Consider the following 15,051-nt stretch of genomic DNA (forward strand, 5'->3'; position numbering starts at 1 on the left):
GTACTATATTTGCTGCTACAAATAACTAAATGGACAAAATAATTTAACTATGTATAATTTATTAAAAGGTAAAAAAGGAATTATTTTTGGAGCGTTGAACGAGCACTCTATCGCTTGGAAAGTTGCAGAAAGAGCTCATGAAGAGGGAGCTGAGTTTGTATTGACGAACGCACCAATCGCTATGAGAATGGGAGAGTTAAATGCACTCGCTGAAAAGACGGGTTCTCAAGTGATTCCTGCTGATGCTACTTCGGTAGAAGACTTAACAAATTTAATAGAGCAATCTATGGAGATTTTGGGTGGTAAAATTGATTTTGTTTTACACTCTATTGGAATGTCAGTAAATGTTCGTAAAGGACGTCACTATACAGATTCTAAGTACGATTTCACCATGAAAGGATTTGATGTTTCAGCATTGTCTTTCCATAAGTTGATGAATGTATTGTACAACAAACAAGCAATGAATGAGTGGGGTAGTATTGTTGCCTTAACGTATATGGCAGCACAGCGCGTATTCCCAGACTACAATGATATGGCAGATAACAAAGCTTATTTAGAGTCTATTGCTAGAAGTTTTGGATATTTCTTCGGACGTGATCACAAGGTACGTGTTAATACGATTTCTCAGTCGCCAACTCCAACTACTGCTGGAAGTGGTGTAAAAGGATTTGACGGATTTATCAACTACGCTGAAAAAATGTCTCCTTTAGGAAATGCAACAGCATTAGAGTGTGCGGACTACACGATTTCACTATTCTCTGATTTGACCAAGAAAGTAACCTTACAGAATTTATTCCATGACGGAGGTTTCTCGAATGTCGGAGTAAGTGATGCTGTGATGACTGAATTTACAGAAGAATAAGGACAAAATAAAACACATAAAAAGATGAAATGCAGGTCGTTAGATTTGCATTTTTTATTGTAACTTTATGAACATGGATCGAATTATAGTAATAGAAAAAGAGCTTAACCCTCTTAGAAAAAGATTAAGAGAGCACGAGTTGTATTCCTCATTAAACGATATCAATGATGTTCGTTTTTTTATGGAAGAGCATGTTTATGCAGTTTGGGACTTTATGTCTTTATTAAAGGCATTGCAACAGCGGTTAACCTGTATTCAAACACCTTGGGTACCGGTAGTAAACCCTAAAACGGCGCGATTTATTAATGAAATTGTCCTTGAGGAGGAAAGCGATATCAACGAGCTTGGTGAACCGAGGAGTCATTTTGAAATGTATATCGATGCCATGAAAGAAACGAAAGCTGATTTGACTAAAATTTCCGCGTTTATTTCCGAAGTAATTGACGGAAAAGACATCAAAGAAATTTTAGAGAACAGCGGCTTGTCAGAGGAAACAAAGGCTTTTGTCGACTTTACCTTCGAAGTAATACGCACGAATGAACCGCATATCATTGCGGCTAGCTTTACCTTTGGTAGAGAAGATGTGATTCCTGATATGTTTTTGGAAATTGTAAAGCGTACAGAAGAGGAAGAACGCGTTGATTACGGGAAGTTAAAGTACTATCTGAACCGCCATATTGAATTGGATGGTGATGAACACGGACCATTGGCCTTACAAATGATCGCGGAACTCTGTGGTAACGATGATCAGAAATGGCAAGATGTGTTGTACTACGCGAAAGCAGCTTTAGAAAAGAGAATCGAATTGTGGAGTGGAATTCACAAAAAAATCGAATCGAATAAGCAAAAAGCTGTAGCTTATTAATACGAAAACTCTGAATGAATTTATTTTTCTCAGTGATTGTGCCTGTGTATAACAGGCCTAATGAAATAGAAGAACTCCTTGAGAGTTTTACCCAACAAGATTACAATGAGAAGTACGAGATTGTCATAGTGGAAGACGGCTCTAGTGAGTCGTCTGAAACTATCGTAGATAATTACCGTTCTCGCTTACCACTTACTTATTTTTACAAAGAAAACTCTGGCCCAGGTGATTCCAGAAATTACGGGATGCAAAAGGCGGCGGGAAACTATTTTATCGTATTGGATTCCGATGTGATTTTGCCACCGACTTACTTGAGTACCATTCATAAGTTTCTCAAAGAGCAATACGTAGATTGCTTTGGAGGAAGTGATGCTGCTCACGAGAGTTTTAGCAACCTCCAGAAAGCTATTAACTATGTTATGACCTCCTTTTTGACAACAGGAGGAATTCGTGGTTCCAAACTTAAAATTCAAAAGTTTGAACCGAGAAGTTTTAATATGGGGATTTCTAAGGAAGCTTTTGAAGCGACCCAAGGATTTGCGAGAATTCATCCTGGTGAAGATCCGGATTTGTCAAGGAGAATTGAAAAGGCCGGTTTCAGAACTAATTTTTTACCCGGTGCCGCGGTGTTTCACAAGCGGAGAATTTCTTGGAAAAAGTTTCATACCCAGGTAAAGAAGTTTGGAATGGTACGTCCAATACTTTCTAGTTGGCATCCAGAAACGGCCAAGCTTACTTTTTGGTTGCCCAGTTTGTTTGTCGGGTTTGTTTTGATATCTGTCACTGCAGCGATTGCGACGCAGAATCCGATATACCTGTCGGTATTGTTGGGATACCTCGGATTCATTGCTATACATGCTACCGTGTTGAACAAGAGCATCGTTGTAGGCGTTTTAAGCGTGTTTGCGGTACTTGTTCAGTTTTTTGGTTATGGACTAGCTTTTGTGAAATCGAGTTTCTTTATACGCCTGTTAAAGAAGAATCCCGAAAAACAATTTCCTCAACTCTTTTTTAAGGAAAAATTATAAGATTAAGTTCTTATTTTTGAGAAAATTTAAATTTTACGCGTGAAGAAAATTTTAGTTACGGGTGGAGCAGGTTTTATAGGATCTCACCTCTGCGAACGATTGTTAAAAGAAGGTAATGAAGTACTGTGTTTAGACAACTATTTCACAGGAAGCAAACGAAATATATTGCATTTAATGGACAATCCGTATTTTGAATTAATACGGCACGACATTACGGAACCTTATTTTGCAGAAGTAGATGAGATTTACAATTTGGCATGTCCGGCATCTCCCATTCATTATCAGTACGATCCTATCAAGACGATTAATACTTCAGTAGTAGGGGCTACGAATATGTTGGGCTTAGCCAAGCGTGTTAATGCTAAAATTTTACAAGCATCGACAAGTGAGGTGTACGGTGATCCGAAAATTCATCCACAACCAGAAACGTATTGGGGAAATGTAAACCCAATAGGGTTGCGTTCGTGTTATGACGAAGGAAAACGCTGTGCTGAGTCACTATTTGTAAACTATCATAAGCAGAAGGATGTTCGCATAAAAATTATCCGAATTTTTAATACCTACGGGACTCGTATGAATATTAATGACGGAAGGGTAATTTCTAACTTTATAGTGCAAGCATTAAAAGGAGAAGATATTACTATTTACGGTGACGGATCTCAGACGCGAAGTTTTCAGTATGTAGACGATTTGGTAGAAGGAATGATCAGGATGATGAATACCGATGATACAGTGACTGGCCCAGTGAATATCGGAAACCCAGGGGAGTATTCTATTCTGGAATTGGCCTGCGAAATTATTCGATTGACAGGTTCAAGTTCTACCATCATCTTTAAAGAGTTGCCCGAAGACGACCCTATGCAGCGCAAACCGGATATTCGTTTGGCAAGAGAAATTTTAAACAATTGGGAGCCTACCATTGAACTGGAGCAGGGGCTGTTAAAGGTAATTGCTTATTTTAAAGAAATACTTGCTGAGGGCTAGGCAACCTAGTAAAAGAGTAATTAGAAAAGACATAAAAAATAAAAAACCAGAGCTTAGCTCTGGTTTTTTGTTGCATTATTTTTCTGGATTTAATACGGCTGATATATAACCGTTTTTTAAATACTTTTTAGCTACTTTCTGAATGTCTTTAGCAGTTACCTTAGTAACGCGTTTTTCTAAGTCTATTGCCGATTCCTTATCGTTCTTTAAATAATCGATATTCTTAATCGTACGCAACCAATAACGGTTTTTCTTTAAATCTTCCTTAAAGTCGTTAATCATTCCTTTCTGAGCTTTTTCAACATCAGATTGTAAGGGACCGTTTTTCACTAAGTGTGCTACTTCGTCCACTACAATTTTTTGTAGTTTCGCCACATTTTCAGGGGCACATGGGAACGATACGCTTAAATTATACCAATCGTATGGCATTTTCGACATATAAGCACGTGTTCTAGAAGAATACACTCCTCCTTCTTTTTCGCGTAACTTTTCTGTGAGTTTGATAGCCAATACATCACCTAACATTTTGAAGGCCAAAGCGTCTTCTTTTGAATATTTAGCCGGTCCTTGATAGTTAATTCTCACGGAGCTTTTCGCTTCTTTCCCTTTCTTGAATTCCTTGGTATGACTACCGTGTTTTGGTCTAAAGTCACTGATTTTATACATTTCACGATCTTTAGAACTCGGTAAATTTGCAAGGTATTGACTAGCGTACTTCATCAGTTTAGCCTCGTCGATATTTCCGACAAAATAGAAATGGAAATCTCCCGCATTGGCAAAGCGCTCAAAGTATTTTTTATACGCTAAATTATAATCCGCAGTTTCATAAGCAGCAGGTGTTGGGAATCCGTAGTACCTAGGGTTTCCTTCGTTTAAGAAATCTCCCATTTCTTTTTGGAAGTAGAAGTTAGGATTCGCTAACAAGTTACCTAAAAAGCTCTTTTGTTTATTTGTAAACGAGTTGAATGCTTTTTGATCCTTATTAAGGGCTGTAAAATACAAGTGAACCATTTGAAAGAGTTCTTCTAGGTATTTAGGAGCTGCCATTCCTCTAAATCCTTCACTATACCTTCCGATGTACGGATTGACACGAACGATTTTTCCAGCCATCATTTTACGGAGGTCGGTTTTAGTAAAACCGTTTACCCCAGCTTCAGAAAGTCCTTGATTTGCGTAGTTGGTCGCTTTCAAATCAGCGTCAGAGTACAATGAAGTTCCACCGTAACTAAAGGCTTCGAAAAGAACTTCGTCGTTTTTAAAGTCAGTTTGCTTATAAGTTACTGTTGCTCCGTTGCTCAAATGCAATGTCTTTGTTCCTAAAAGCTTGTCTTCACTGCTCTTCACGATAGCTCCTGGCTTAGGAAGTTTGGTGATGAGTGAACTCGCTACCTTCTTATCTTGGTAAGGAGTTAACTTTTTAGTTTTTGACTTGTTTAACAAGTCCATCACTTGCTTTTCGGTAACCAATTTTTTAGGTCCAGTAATCACTACCACACGGTTGTCGTCATGCAAGTAACTTCCTATTAAATTGTTAACGTCAAGAAGGGTAATGGTAGGCATCAAACGCTTTTGAGCATCGTATTCCCATTCGATACTAGGAATAGGTTCTTGTTCTAAATAATTGTTTACGTATTGTCCAATAATTCGACGAGACTCTTGTTTGTTTCTATCCTTGTACATTTTTTCCCAGCGAGAAAGTACATTGGCTTTAGCACGGTCAAATTCTCCTTGCTGGAAACCAAAGCGCTTTACGCGTTCGTTTTCATCGAGTAAGGCTTCTAATCCTTTTAACTGACCTTCGGCACTGGTCATAGCAAAAGACTGGTAGGCTTCTTTTCCACGGGCCCATGTTCCTCCGTGATAGCTGTATCCGTATACAAAAGGCGGCTTTTCACTGTTTTGTAAATCGGTTAATCTATTGTTCAACATTTGAGCGAAAATAGATTCTACCATGGTGTTGCGGTAATCTTCTATAGAGTTTACTGCTGTTGCTTGATCGCTGTCTTTGTACATCAATTGCACGCGTGAAAAAGCAGCTTCTTTATCCGCTTCAATAGCGATAAATGTTTCCTTGTGGTTTTTCGGTGCAGCTACTTTTCTCGGACGAGGAGATGTTACTGGTTTAATTCCAGAAAAATGTGATTTGATTTTGGCTTCTAGGGTTGCGACATCAACATCACCAACAGCTACGACGGCCATTAAATCTGGGCGATACCAATCTTTGTAGAAGCGACGAAGACTTTCGTGCTTGAACGTCTCTAAATTTTTCTTTGTTCCAATAGGTAAGCGTTCGGCATACTTAGAACCGTGCATAACAATAGGTAGGTAGTTTTGTAACATTCTACTATCGGCACCTTTTCCAGAGCGGTATTCTTCCAAAACGACACCGCGTTCCTCGTCAATATCCTTTCCTGTAAGCAAGGCACCATGTGCCCAGTCTTCTAGAATTTGAAATCCTTTTTCTAGTTTTTTTGGATCGTCACTTGGGATTGGTAAAATATATACCGTTTCATTAAAGCCTGTGTAGGCATTGAGATGGGCACCAAATTTAACTCCGATAGATTGAAGGTAATCCACGAGTTCATTTTTCTTAAAATGTTTGGTTCCATTGAAGTTCATATGCTCCATAAAGTGAGCAAGACCTCTCTGATCGTCATCTTCCAAAATAGACCCTGCATTCACTACTAATCGCAATTCAACCTTATCGGCTGGTTTTGGGTTTTGCTTGATGTAATAGGTGAGTCCATTGGCTAGTTTTCCAATTTTGACAGAAGGGTCGACTGGAATTTTCATTTCACTTAGCTTCACAATTTTTCGTTGCTTACTACCGCTGGTTTGCGCGATAGCAGGGCTTATCATGAGCGCCGCAAGTGTAATGGAATACAGTACTTTTTTCATAGTGCGTAAATATTTGTTTTGTAGGCTAAAGGTACACTTTATGGATTTAATAACTATGTTGTTAGTTGTAAAATGTTGTTAAAAAAAAAACTCTACGTTACGTAGAGTTTTGATTTACAGTATGTTTTCTATGTTTTCTGGAGGTCTCCCGACAACAGCTTTGTTTCCATTTACCACAATTGGACGCTCAATGAGCTTAGGGTGGCTTAGCATGGCGTCGATGAGTTCTTCATCGGAAAGTTCCTTTCCTTTGAATTCTTCTTTCCAAATTTTTTCATTGGTTCTAATCAATTGCATAGGAGTCATGTCGAGTAGTGTCAAAAGTTCTTTGAGCTCTTCTTTTTGTGGAACGCTATCCAAGTATTTGACAATTTCGAACTCCTTTCCAGAATTTTCTAGAATGGCAACGCCGTTTCTAGATTTACTGCAACGAGGGTTGTGGTAAATTTTTATCATTGTTGGTTGATTTATTAGTTATTCGTCGGTTTCTTTTTGTCCCATCATCATCAGATAGGCTTTTAAAAAGGCATTGATATCACCGTTCATTACGGCATCAACATTTCCAGTTTCATGAGCCGTTCTCACATCCTTTACTAATTTATAGGGGTGCATTACGTAATTGCGTATTTGACTTCCCCATTCATTTTTAAGTTTGTTAGCCTCGATATCCGCTCGAGCTGCTTGACGCTTTTGTAGCTCAATTTCGTAGAGCTGTGATTTTAACATCTGTAAGGCAGTTGCTCTGTTGTCGTGTTGAGAACGGGAATTTGAGCATTGAATTTGAATACCTGTAGGCTTGTGCACCAGTTGTACCTTAGTTTCTACCTTATTTACATTCTGTCCACCAGCACCGCTAGATCGGGCAGTAGTGATTTCGATATCGGCCGGATTGATTTCAATTTCAATAGAATCATCGGCAACGGGATATACATATACCGAAGAAAAAGAGGTGTGGCGTTTGGCATTGCTGTCAAATGGAGAGATACGTACCAACCTGTGTACACCGTTTTCCCCTTTAAGCCAACCAAAGGCATAGTCACCGTCAAATTGTAAGGTAACCGTTTTGACACCGGCTACATCACCTTCTTGATAGTTGAGTGTTTTGATAGAAATGCCGTGCTTTTCTGCCCACATGCTGTACATGCGCATCAGCATTTCGGTCCAATCACAGCTTTCGGTACCCCCTGCACCCGCTGTAATTTGAATCACAGCACTGAGGTTATCTCCTTCTTCTGAAAGCATGTTCTTAAATTCGATGTCTTCAAGTAATATTTTTGTTTTATCGAAGTGCTCTTGAAGTTCGGCTTCCTCAACATCACCTTCCTTATAAAAGTCGTATAACACGAGTAAATCGTCGTATAAGGTATTTATTTCCTGATAATCGCTTACCCATTTCTTTTTCATACGAAGTGATTTCATCAAAACCTCTGCTTGTTTGGGGTCATTCCAAAAATCAGGATTTGCTGTTTGCTCTTCTTCGTTGCTGATTTCAATTTGTTTTTTATCTATTTCTAGGTAGTCTTTGAGTTTGGCAACTCGACTACCGATATCTTTTAAGTGCTCGTACGTAATCATAATCAAAACAAAAATAAGTTAAAATTTAAGATTGGCGTAGGTTCCGGTTTAATTTCGAGGGTGAATTTAGTATTTTTAACCACTAGAGCTAAGCAGTGCTTTTTGGGCTGGGCAGTTCTGGGTGAATAAAAAAAGAAATACTTTAGATCTTTATGGAAATTAATTTGATTAGTGATACCGTTACCAAACCGACAAAAGGGATGTTAGCCGCCATGATGGCTGCGGAGGTTGGAGATGACGTGTTTAAAACAGATCCAACTGTTAATAAGTTGCAGACCTTGGCTGCAGAGCGTTTTGGTATGGAGGCAGCCTTGTTTTTTCCTTCTGGAACGATGGCCAATCAAACGGCAATTAAATTACATACCCAACCCGGTGATCGCATGTTTTGTGATAAATGGGCGCATGTGTATAATTATGAAGGAGGAGGAGCGGCTTTTAATGCGGGGGTAACCTCACAACTCATCGACGGACATCGCGGGATGTTTACAGCCGATCAATTGCGCGCTGTTGCCGCTGGGAATATCGATATCCATTCGCCGTTTAATCGTTTAGTCTGTATCGAAAATACTACGAATAAAGGGGGAGGAGCTTGTTGGAATTTTAAAGAATTGGAAGCTATTAGAGAAGTTGCTGATCAGGAGAAACTGGCTTATCACCTTGATGGGGCACGTCTTTTTAATGCCCTCGTAGAGAAAAATGAAACAGCAGCACAATACGGAAAATTATTTGATACCATTTCAATATGCTTATCCAAAGGACTGGGAGCTCCTGTAGGATCCATTTTACTCGGGTCAGAAGAGGATATGCAAAAAGCACTCCGCATTCGAAAGTTGTTTGGAGGTGGAATGCGACAGGCTGGTTTTTTGGCGGCTGCTGGAATTTACGCCTTGGAACATCAGGTTACTCGTTTGGCTGAAGATCACGAGAAAGCGAAGCGTATCGCAGAAGTTTTAGCTTCCTGTACGTATGTGTCAAAGGTAGAACCAGTAGATACCAATATCATCATTTTTAATGTTAGTGACGACGTAGATATTGAAGCTTTTATGAGCCGCATGCAGTCGAAAGGAATTCTCTTTATTTCTATGGGACAAGGAAAGTTGAGGATGGTGACTCATTTGGATATCAACGAATCTATGCTATCTTTACTCATCCAACAATTAAAAGAATTTTAAAAAGAAAGGCACTCCATTGGAGTGCCTTTTATATTATTCCTCATCATTTATTTTAATGAGTTCTTCGTAGTTTTTATTTAACTTTTTAAGGAGGCTTCCGTATAGCAACTTATAAAATAACCACATGGTGAAAAACAATAAGGTCAATACGACTACCATGGATATGATCAGTGAGATAAGCAATTGGTCTTTGCTTTGGTTTACCGTGATACCGTGGGTATTGTAATAATCAATAAGGGTATCCAGATCACTAAAGATGAGTAGCACCACGATAATGTTTGTTAAAATAGCATACACCAGGTTAAAATATACATAGTACTTTACCACTCTTCGCGTGTTCAAGATTTTTTTGATGAGCCCTTTTGTGTTTTCTGAAATGGATATCGATTTGTAATTTTTGTAAAAACCAACTAAGAAAAGTACAATGACAAAGTAATGTATGTAGATAGTGGCATTGACGAGCTTCTGTAAATGTAAACTCTCATAAAGATCCGAGTACGACGACCCTGCAAAGAAGATATTCAATCCTCCCCAAAACAGTAATTCTAAAATTCCAATAATAAAAATCCATTTTACGATGGATGACGACTTGGAATGTGCCATCCTGTAAATGTCAAGCTTGGAAACCTTCAAGGTCTCATCAGGCTGGTTGTCCCAAGCTTTTTTATATCTTTCTAATGCGTCCATATAATTTATGGGTTCAGTATTTTTTTTAATTTATCTTTTGCTCTATTCATTTTTACACGAGCATTGACTTCGGTAATCCCTAAGGTGTCTGAAATTTCTTTGTATGGTTTGTCTTCCAAGTATAAAAAAATCAGTGCCTTATCAATGTCGTTCAACTTATGAATAGCTTGATATAGTGATTTGAGCTGCTGTTCTTCGGTATCGTCGTACTCTGTTGATTGTACTTTGTATACTACCTCACTAATATCTTGAGTTTTTACAGACCTAGTTGATTTTCGGTATAACGAGATTGCGGTATTGAGGGCAACTCGATACATCCAGGTACTAAACTTGGCATCTCCTCGAAATTTGTGATAATTTTTCCAGAGTTGAATCGTAATTTCTTGAAACAAATCATTGTGAGCATCCGAATTGGTAGTGTAAATTCTACATACCTTATGAACGATGTTCTGATTGGATTCGAAATCCGTTAAAAATTTATTTTCGAGTTCTTTTTGCACTTAGTTTAGCTACTAGTTTCCTGTATTTAGAGTATTAGAAGCTCAAATGTACAAAACGTTACATATACCGTCGTTTTTTTTGAAAATTTATTACAAAAGTCATACCAAGACTATAAAGTAGCACTTCCAAACAGTCATGTTGTCATTGAACACCAGTTAGTTCAATGCCTTGTGATATGAGCTCGTTTTGGAAAGTGGTGGTTTGGAAGTTGCAAGACATCCTGTTTATGAAAGGCTTGTACTATTTAAGTTAAAAGTGGTAGCATTCGTAAAGCCATCACCTGGATCGTCAGGGCTTTGTGCCTGAGCATTTCTTGGATTTAAAAATAAATAGGTGCCAAGGGCCGTCAAGGCGGTGTATTTTGAGTATGCTGTGAGTTTTTTTAAGGCTTGTTTTCTGGATATACGCAATTCGTTCGTGTGTTTGGTTTTCATAGTTTTTTGTTTTTTTGGGTTGGAACTGTAAAAGGGATACCCATAAAGTGTTAAGCAGATACTCCTGTAAGTCAGGAGAGCATTCAACATATAAAGCCCGTTTCACAGTTAAATTTCTTTTTTTCAATGCAAGTTTCCCGGTCAATATTGATTTTGCCCCTTCTTTTTATTGTTGTGGCTTTTAAGAACCGGTGACCATACGATGGAAAATTAGTAGAAATGTTTCTTAAAAAGAACAGAGGTGATAAGAAGGACAATGTATATGTAAAGACCGAAATGAAACTGGTTTTTTTCGTAGAAATAGGAGTTGTAAAGTAAAGGATAAGGGGTTTCTTACAGTTCGGTCATGAAATTTGACAGTTGGGTAGATTACAATTTGAAAGTCGTGTAATAGCCGAGATATTTGTGGTGTAATTAATCAATAAAACTAAAAACCATGAAACTATTAACAACTTTAATTGCCTTTACATTTTTTGCTACAGTTCAGCAAATGAACGCGCAAAACACGGCGGTTACTGCAACGGTAACCAATGCGACTTCTGATTCGGGAAAAGTATATTTTTCGCTGTACAACCAAGCGAGTTTTATGAAAAAGCCATTAAAATCAGGGGGAGCCATCATTGCGGAGGGGAAGAGCAGTTTTACCTTTGAAGACCTTGCGCCAGGAACCTATGCAATTGTTTGCTACCACGATAAAAACGACAACAAAAAAATGGATTTTTCACCGAATGGGATGCCGGAAGAAGATTATGGAGCCTCTAACAATGTGCTTCGAATGGGGCCACCACAGTTTACAGATGCCAAGTTTACAGTTACTGATAAAAATGTATCTTTAGAAATCAGATTTTAACAATAAACAGTATGAATACTACACCTAAAACAGCCGTGGAACGCTTCAAATCAGACCTGTGGGTCTGTCTAAAAATGACAGTCATTTTTGGTACGGTCTTTACCTTGATAAACAGGGAGTTTACGCTCAAGGGAATGGGACTTACCTTTTTGTTCTCAGGCATGTATTCATTTGTTTTAGGAGTGGGGAACGGAATGATTAACGACCTACTCAGTGAGCGATTGAGTTGGGTAACTCAAACCAATCAACGTGTTACTGCGGCTATAGTCAGTACCGTATTTTACACCGTAATTGCTGTTTTGTGTATCCATTATATACAATACGTACTAATATTGAATTACGATGCGAGCAATTTTTTTAGCGGTCGTTTGATTTGGGTCCACATGTTTGCCATCATTTTATCTCTGGGAGTAGCCTCCTTTTTACATGCGAGAGGGTTTATGGTGGAATGGAAAAATGCAGCATCCCAAGAAACTACGCAGCAGCAAATTGTAGCCAAAACAGAATCAGCAAAGTTTGAAACATTAAAAAGCCAAATTGATCCGCATTTTTTGTTCAACAGTTTGAATGTTTTGACTTCTCTGATCGGTGAGAATCCTTATTTAGCTGAGAAGTTTACTACGAAGCTATCCAAAGTATATCGCTACGTACTCGAACAGCGGAATAAGGAATTGGTGCCCATTGCAGAGGAGTTGCGTTTCGCTAAAACGTATATGGAGCTTTTACAAATGCGCTTTGAAGATGCCGTTAAGTTTTCGATACCGACGAGTTTGAGCAATCCAGACTTAAAAATTGTACCCTTATCGCTGCAATTATTACTCGAGAATGCGGTAAAGCACAATGTAGTGTCCACACAGCGCCCCTTGGATATTCGCATTTATGAGGAAGGCGATTACCTACAAGTGAGTAATAATATTAATCCTAAAGAGGCGATAGGTAAGAGTACGAAAGTAGGATTGAGAAATATTGCAGATCGCTATGGGTTGATCACGGATCAAACGGTGCAAATCACCAACAATAACAAAACCTTTACAGTGAGTTTACCACTGTTATTAAAAACAAAAGAAATGAGACTAGATACCAATACATTTGAAAATAATAAGTACGTAAGAGCCGTTGAACGCGTCGAGAAGTTAAAAGAATTCTATCAGAACTTAGCGTCGTATGTGTTAGTAATACCTTTTTTAATCTTTATCAATTTGCGATTCTCTCCGCAGTTCCAATGGTTTTGGTTTCCGATGATAGGTTGGGGAATAGGGGTGGTCTTTCACTTTTTAGATGTCAACAATTACAAGGTGTTCTTAGGAAAGGACTGGGAAGAGCGAAAGATTCGTGAAATTATGGAAGAAGACGAAAAAAACAATAACTAGTATGGAAGAGCGATTTACACAAGAGTACCGCTACGTAAGAGCAAAGAAACGCGTAGAGCGAATTAAAGGATTGTATGCACATGCTTTGGTAACCGTATTAATCATTCCAGTACTCGTGGTCATTAATTTAAAGTTTGTACCGCAATACCACTGGTTTTGGTATCCTTCTTTAGGAATGTCGATAGGATTATTGTTCCATTGGTTTGGTGTATTTGGAGCCGAAAAATTAGGCTTCGGTAAAGATTGGGAAGAAAAAAAAATTAAAGAATTTTTAGAAAATGAGAAATAATTTAGAAGGTGATTACAAAAATAACCCGCGATATATTTATGCAAAAAAGCGGGTGGATAATATTAAAGGGTTTTTCTGGCATGCCGTTTCCTACGTAATTGTGAATATATTTATTTCAGCAATTATCATTGTAGGAATGACCTCAGAAGGAGCTAGTTTGAAGGCGGCCTTTGGCAATTTTGGAGTATGGGCAACTTGGTTGTTTTGGGGAATCGGCTTATTTTTTCACTGGCTGGGAGTATATGGTTCACAATGGTTTTTTAGTAAAGACTGGGAGGAACGAAAGATAAAAGAGTATTTAAACGAACGTAATAAAGAATAACATGACTTTAGTAAATAACCAACGAGAACACGATTACTTAAGAGCAAAGGAACGCGTAAAAAAATTAAAAGAATACTACACTCATTTAGTTGTTTTCTTGGCAGTGAATTGCTTTTTGTCTGGAAGAAAAATTTACCGAGTTTGGGAAGCAGGAGGCAATTTAGAAGAGGTATTGACGAGCTTTTCAACCTACTACCTATGGTTTTTTTGGGGAATAGGGATGCTAGGGCATACGTTTAAAATGTTCGGAACACAGTGGTTGTTGGGTAAGGAATGGGAAGAGAAGAAGATCAAAGAGTATATGAAAGAGTAAATTTCCGATGAGGATTAAGCAAGACTCCTTATCTTGTCAACTAGAACCACCATGTTAATTTTAGAAAGTTCGCACTTATGAACATAGTAATTATTGAAGATGAAAAACCTGCAGCACGTCGATTGCAGCGTATGTTAAACGCCTTAGGATTAGAAGTAAACCAACTGCTGCACTCCGTTGAAGAGGCTATTAATTGGTTTCAAACGAATACACATCCCGATTTGATTTTTTTAGATATTCAATTGTCTGATGGATTGTCTTTTGAGATTTTTGAAGAAGTTACAGTGAAATCGGCCATTATATTTACCACAGCTTATGATGAATACGCCCTGAAAGCGTTTAAGTTGAATTCTATTGATTACTTGTTAAAGCCTATTGATGACGAAGAGCTGGAAGCAGCAGTTCAAAAATTTCAGGAACAACAGCCCAAACAAACCGACTTACAGGTGAATATTGACGATATCAGAAAATTACTCATCAATCCTATCGACAGAAAATATAAAAAGCGTTTTACCATCAAGGTAGGTCAGCATATAAAAATCGTGCATACTGATGAAATTGAATGCTTGTATTCTGAAAACAAAGCGAGTTATATTCATACCAATGGCAATAGAAATTATTTGATTGATCATTCTTTGGAACATTGGCAAGAGCAATTGGATCCGGAACAATTTTACAGAGTAAACCGTACTTATATAGTTCATATCAACGCTATTAAAGACATCGTGTCGTATACCAACTCTCGATTGCAATTAAAACTTCACAACTACGATGACACAGAAATTATTGTCAGTAGAGAGCGCGTAAAGGATTTCAAAATGTGGATTCAATAGCAGTTCACTGTTCGAAGTACTACCGTTCACTACTATTTTTTTGTTGCTGAAAGATAACAAGCTCATAT

Annotated in this window: 17 protein-coding genes; 11 read left to right on the forward strand and 6 right to left on the reverse strand. The window is 38.2% G+C overall.

Annotated elements, in window-relative coordinates:
• The first annotated feature begins 49 nt into the window (after nt 1-49).
• The 4 genes from ACKTS5_RS07620 to ACKTS5_RS07635 all read left to right on the forward strand — a co-directional run bounded on the left by ACKTS5_RS07620 (nt 50) and on the right by ACKTS5_RS07635 (nt 3,739).
• Nucleotides 50-862: an enoyl-ACP reductase FabI gene (locus ACKTS5_RS07620; RefSeq protein WP_408043268.1), complete on the forward strand. Its 813-nt coding sequence runs from the start codon at nt 50-52 to the stop codon at nt 860-862.
• A gap of 73 nt (nt 863-935) precedes the next feature.
• Nucleotides 936-1,727: a DUF3050 domain-containing protein gene (locus ACKTS5_RS07625; protein WP_408043269.1), complete on the forward strand. Its 792-nt coding sequence runs from the start codon at nt 936-938 to the stop codon at nt 1,725-1,727.
• 14 nt (nt 1,728-1,741) lie between these two features.
• Nucleotides 1,742-2,755: a glycosyltransferase gene (locus tag ACKTS5_RS07630; protein WP_408043270.1), complete on the forward strand. Its 1,014-nt coding sequence runs from the start codon at nt 1,742-1,744 to the stop codon at nt 2,753-2,755.
• A 39-nt stretch (nt 2,756-2,794) separates the two neighbouring features.
• Complete coding sequence (locus ACKTS5_RS07635) at nt 2,795-3,739, forward strand: UDP-glucuronic acid decarboxylase family protein (RefSeq protein ID WP_408043271.1); 945 nt, start codon at nt 2,795-2,797, stop codon at nt 3,737-3,739.
• Nucleotides 3,740-3,814: 75 nt separating this feature from the next.
• Here the strand turns inward: ACKTS5_RS07635 and ACKTS5_RS07640 are convergent, their stop codons facing one another.
• From ACKTS5_RS07640 to prfB, 3 genes are all read right to left on the reverse strand, one after another.
• Nucleotides 3,815-6,637, reverse strand: coding sequence for a M16 family metallopeptidase (locus ACKTS5_RS07640; protein ID WP_408043272.1), 2,823 nt, complete (start codon nt 6,635-6,637; stop codon nt 3,815-3,817).
• 114 nt (nt 6,638-6,751) lie between these two features.
• A complete protein-coding gene (gene arsC, locus ACKTS5_RS07645) occupies nt 6,752-7,093 on the reverse strand; it encodes an arsenate reductase (glutaredoxin) (RefSeq protein ID WP_408043273.1) in 342 nt (113 codons plus the stop codon).
• 18 nt (nt 7,094-7,111) lie between these two features.
• Nucleotides 7,112-8,212 (reverse strand): peptide chain release factor 2, encoded by a 1,101-nt coding sequence (gene prfB / locus ACKTS5_RS07650; protein WP_408043274.1) that lies wholly within the window; start codon nt 8,210-8,212, stop codon nt 7,112-7,114.
• Nucleotides 8,213-8,364: 152 nt separating this feature from the next.
• Between prfB and ACKTS5_RS07655 the strand changes: the two genes are divergently transcribed.
• A complete protein-coding gene (locus ACKTS5_RS07655; protein ID WP_408043275.1) occupies nt 8,365-9,384 on the forward strand; it encodes a threonine aldolase family protein in 1,020 nt (339 codons plus the stop codon).
• 33 nt (nt 9,385-9,417) lie between these two features.
• Here ACKTS5_RS07655 and ACKTS5_RS07660 read toward each other — a convergent pair whose 3' ends face one another.
• From ACKTS5_RS07660 to ACKTS5_RS07670, 3 genes are all read right to left on the reverse strand, one after another.
• Nucleotides 9,418-10,071 carry a hypothetical protein gene (locus ACKTS5_RS07660; protein ID WP_408043276.1) on the reverse strand — a complete coding sequence of 218 codons (654 nt, stop codon included), beginning with the start codon at nt 10,069-10,071 and terminating at the stop codon, nt 9,418-9,420.
• A 5-nt stretch (nt 10,072-10,076) separates the two neighbouring features.
• Nucleotides 10,077-10,571, reverse strand: coding sequence for an RNA polymerase sigma factor (locus tag ACKTS5_RS07665; RefSeq protein WP_408043277.1), 495 nt, complete (start codon nt 10,569-10,571; stop codon nt 10,077-10,079).
• Between the two features lie 225 nt (nt 10,572-10,796).
• On the reverse strand, nt 10,797-11,006 hold the full coding sequence (locus tag ACKTS5_RS07670; protein WP_408043278.1) for a hypothetical protein: 210 nt from the start codon (nt 11,004-11,006) through the stop codon (nt 10,797-10,799).
• Between the two features lie 436 nt (nt 11,007-11,442).
• On the opposite strand from ACKTS5_RS07670, the gene ACKTS5_RS07675 reads away from it, so the two are divergent.
• The 6 genes from ACKTS5_RS07675 (at nt 11,443) to ACKTS5_RS07700 (ending at nt 14,983) form a co-directional block, all read left to right on the forward strand.
• On the forward strand, nt 11,443-11,856 hold the full coding sequence (locus ACKTS5_RS07675; RefSeq protein ID WP_408043279.1) for a DUF2141 domain-containing protein: 414 nt from the start codon (nt 11,443-11,445) through the stop codon (nt 11,854-11,856).
• 11 nt (nt 11,857-11,867) lie between these two features.
• Entirely contained in the window at nt 11,868-13,226 is a 1,359-nt protein-coding gene (locus tag ACKTS5_RS07680) for a 2TM domain-containing protein (RefSeq protein WP_408043280.1), read from the forward strand.
• 1 nt (nt 13,227) lies between these two features.
• Complete coding sequence (locus ACKTS5_RS07685) at nt 13,228-13,515, forward strand: 2TM domain-containing protein (RefSeq protein WP_408043281.1); 288 nt, start codon at nt 13,228-13,230, stop codon at nt 13,513-13,515.
• On the forward strand, nt 13,505-13,837 hold the full coding sequence (locus tag ACKTS5_RS07690; protein ID WP_408043282.1) for a 2TM domain-containing protein: 333 nt from the start codon (nt 13,505-13,507) through the stop codon (nt 13,835-13,837). The genes ACKTS5_RS07685 and ACKTS5_RS07690 overlap by 11 nt, the downstream gene beginning before the upstream one ends.
• A gap of 1 nt (nt 13,838) precedes the next feature.
• Nucleotides 13,839-14,150 (forward strand): 2TM domain-containing protein, encoded by a 312-nt coding sequence (locus ACKTS5_RS07695; protein WP_408043283.1) that lies wholly within the window; start codon nt 13,839-13,841, stop codon nt 14,148-14,150.
• Between the two features lie 77 nt (nt 14,151-14,227).
• Nucleotides 14,228-14,983: a LytR/AlgR family response regulator transcription factor gene (locus tag ACKTS5_RS07700; protein WP_408043284.1), complete on the forward strand. Its 756-nt coding sequence runs from the start codon at nt 14,228-14,230 to the stop codon at nt 14,981-14,983.
• Nucleotides 14,984-15,051 lie beyond the last annotated feature (68 nt).

Origin of the sequence: Tenacibaculum litopenaei (genome assembly GCF_964514025.1) — a bacterium.
GTDB lineage: Bacteria > Bacteroidota > Bacteroidia > Flavobacteriales > Flavobacteriaceae > Polaribacter > Polaribacter litopenaei.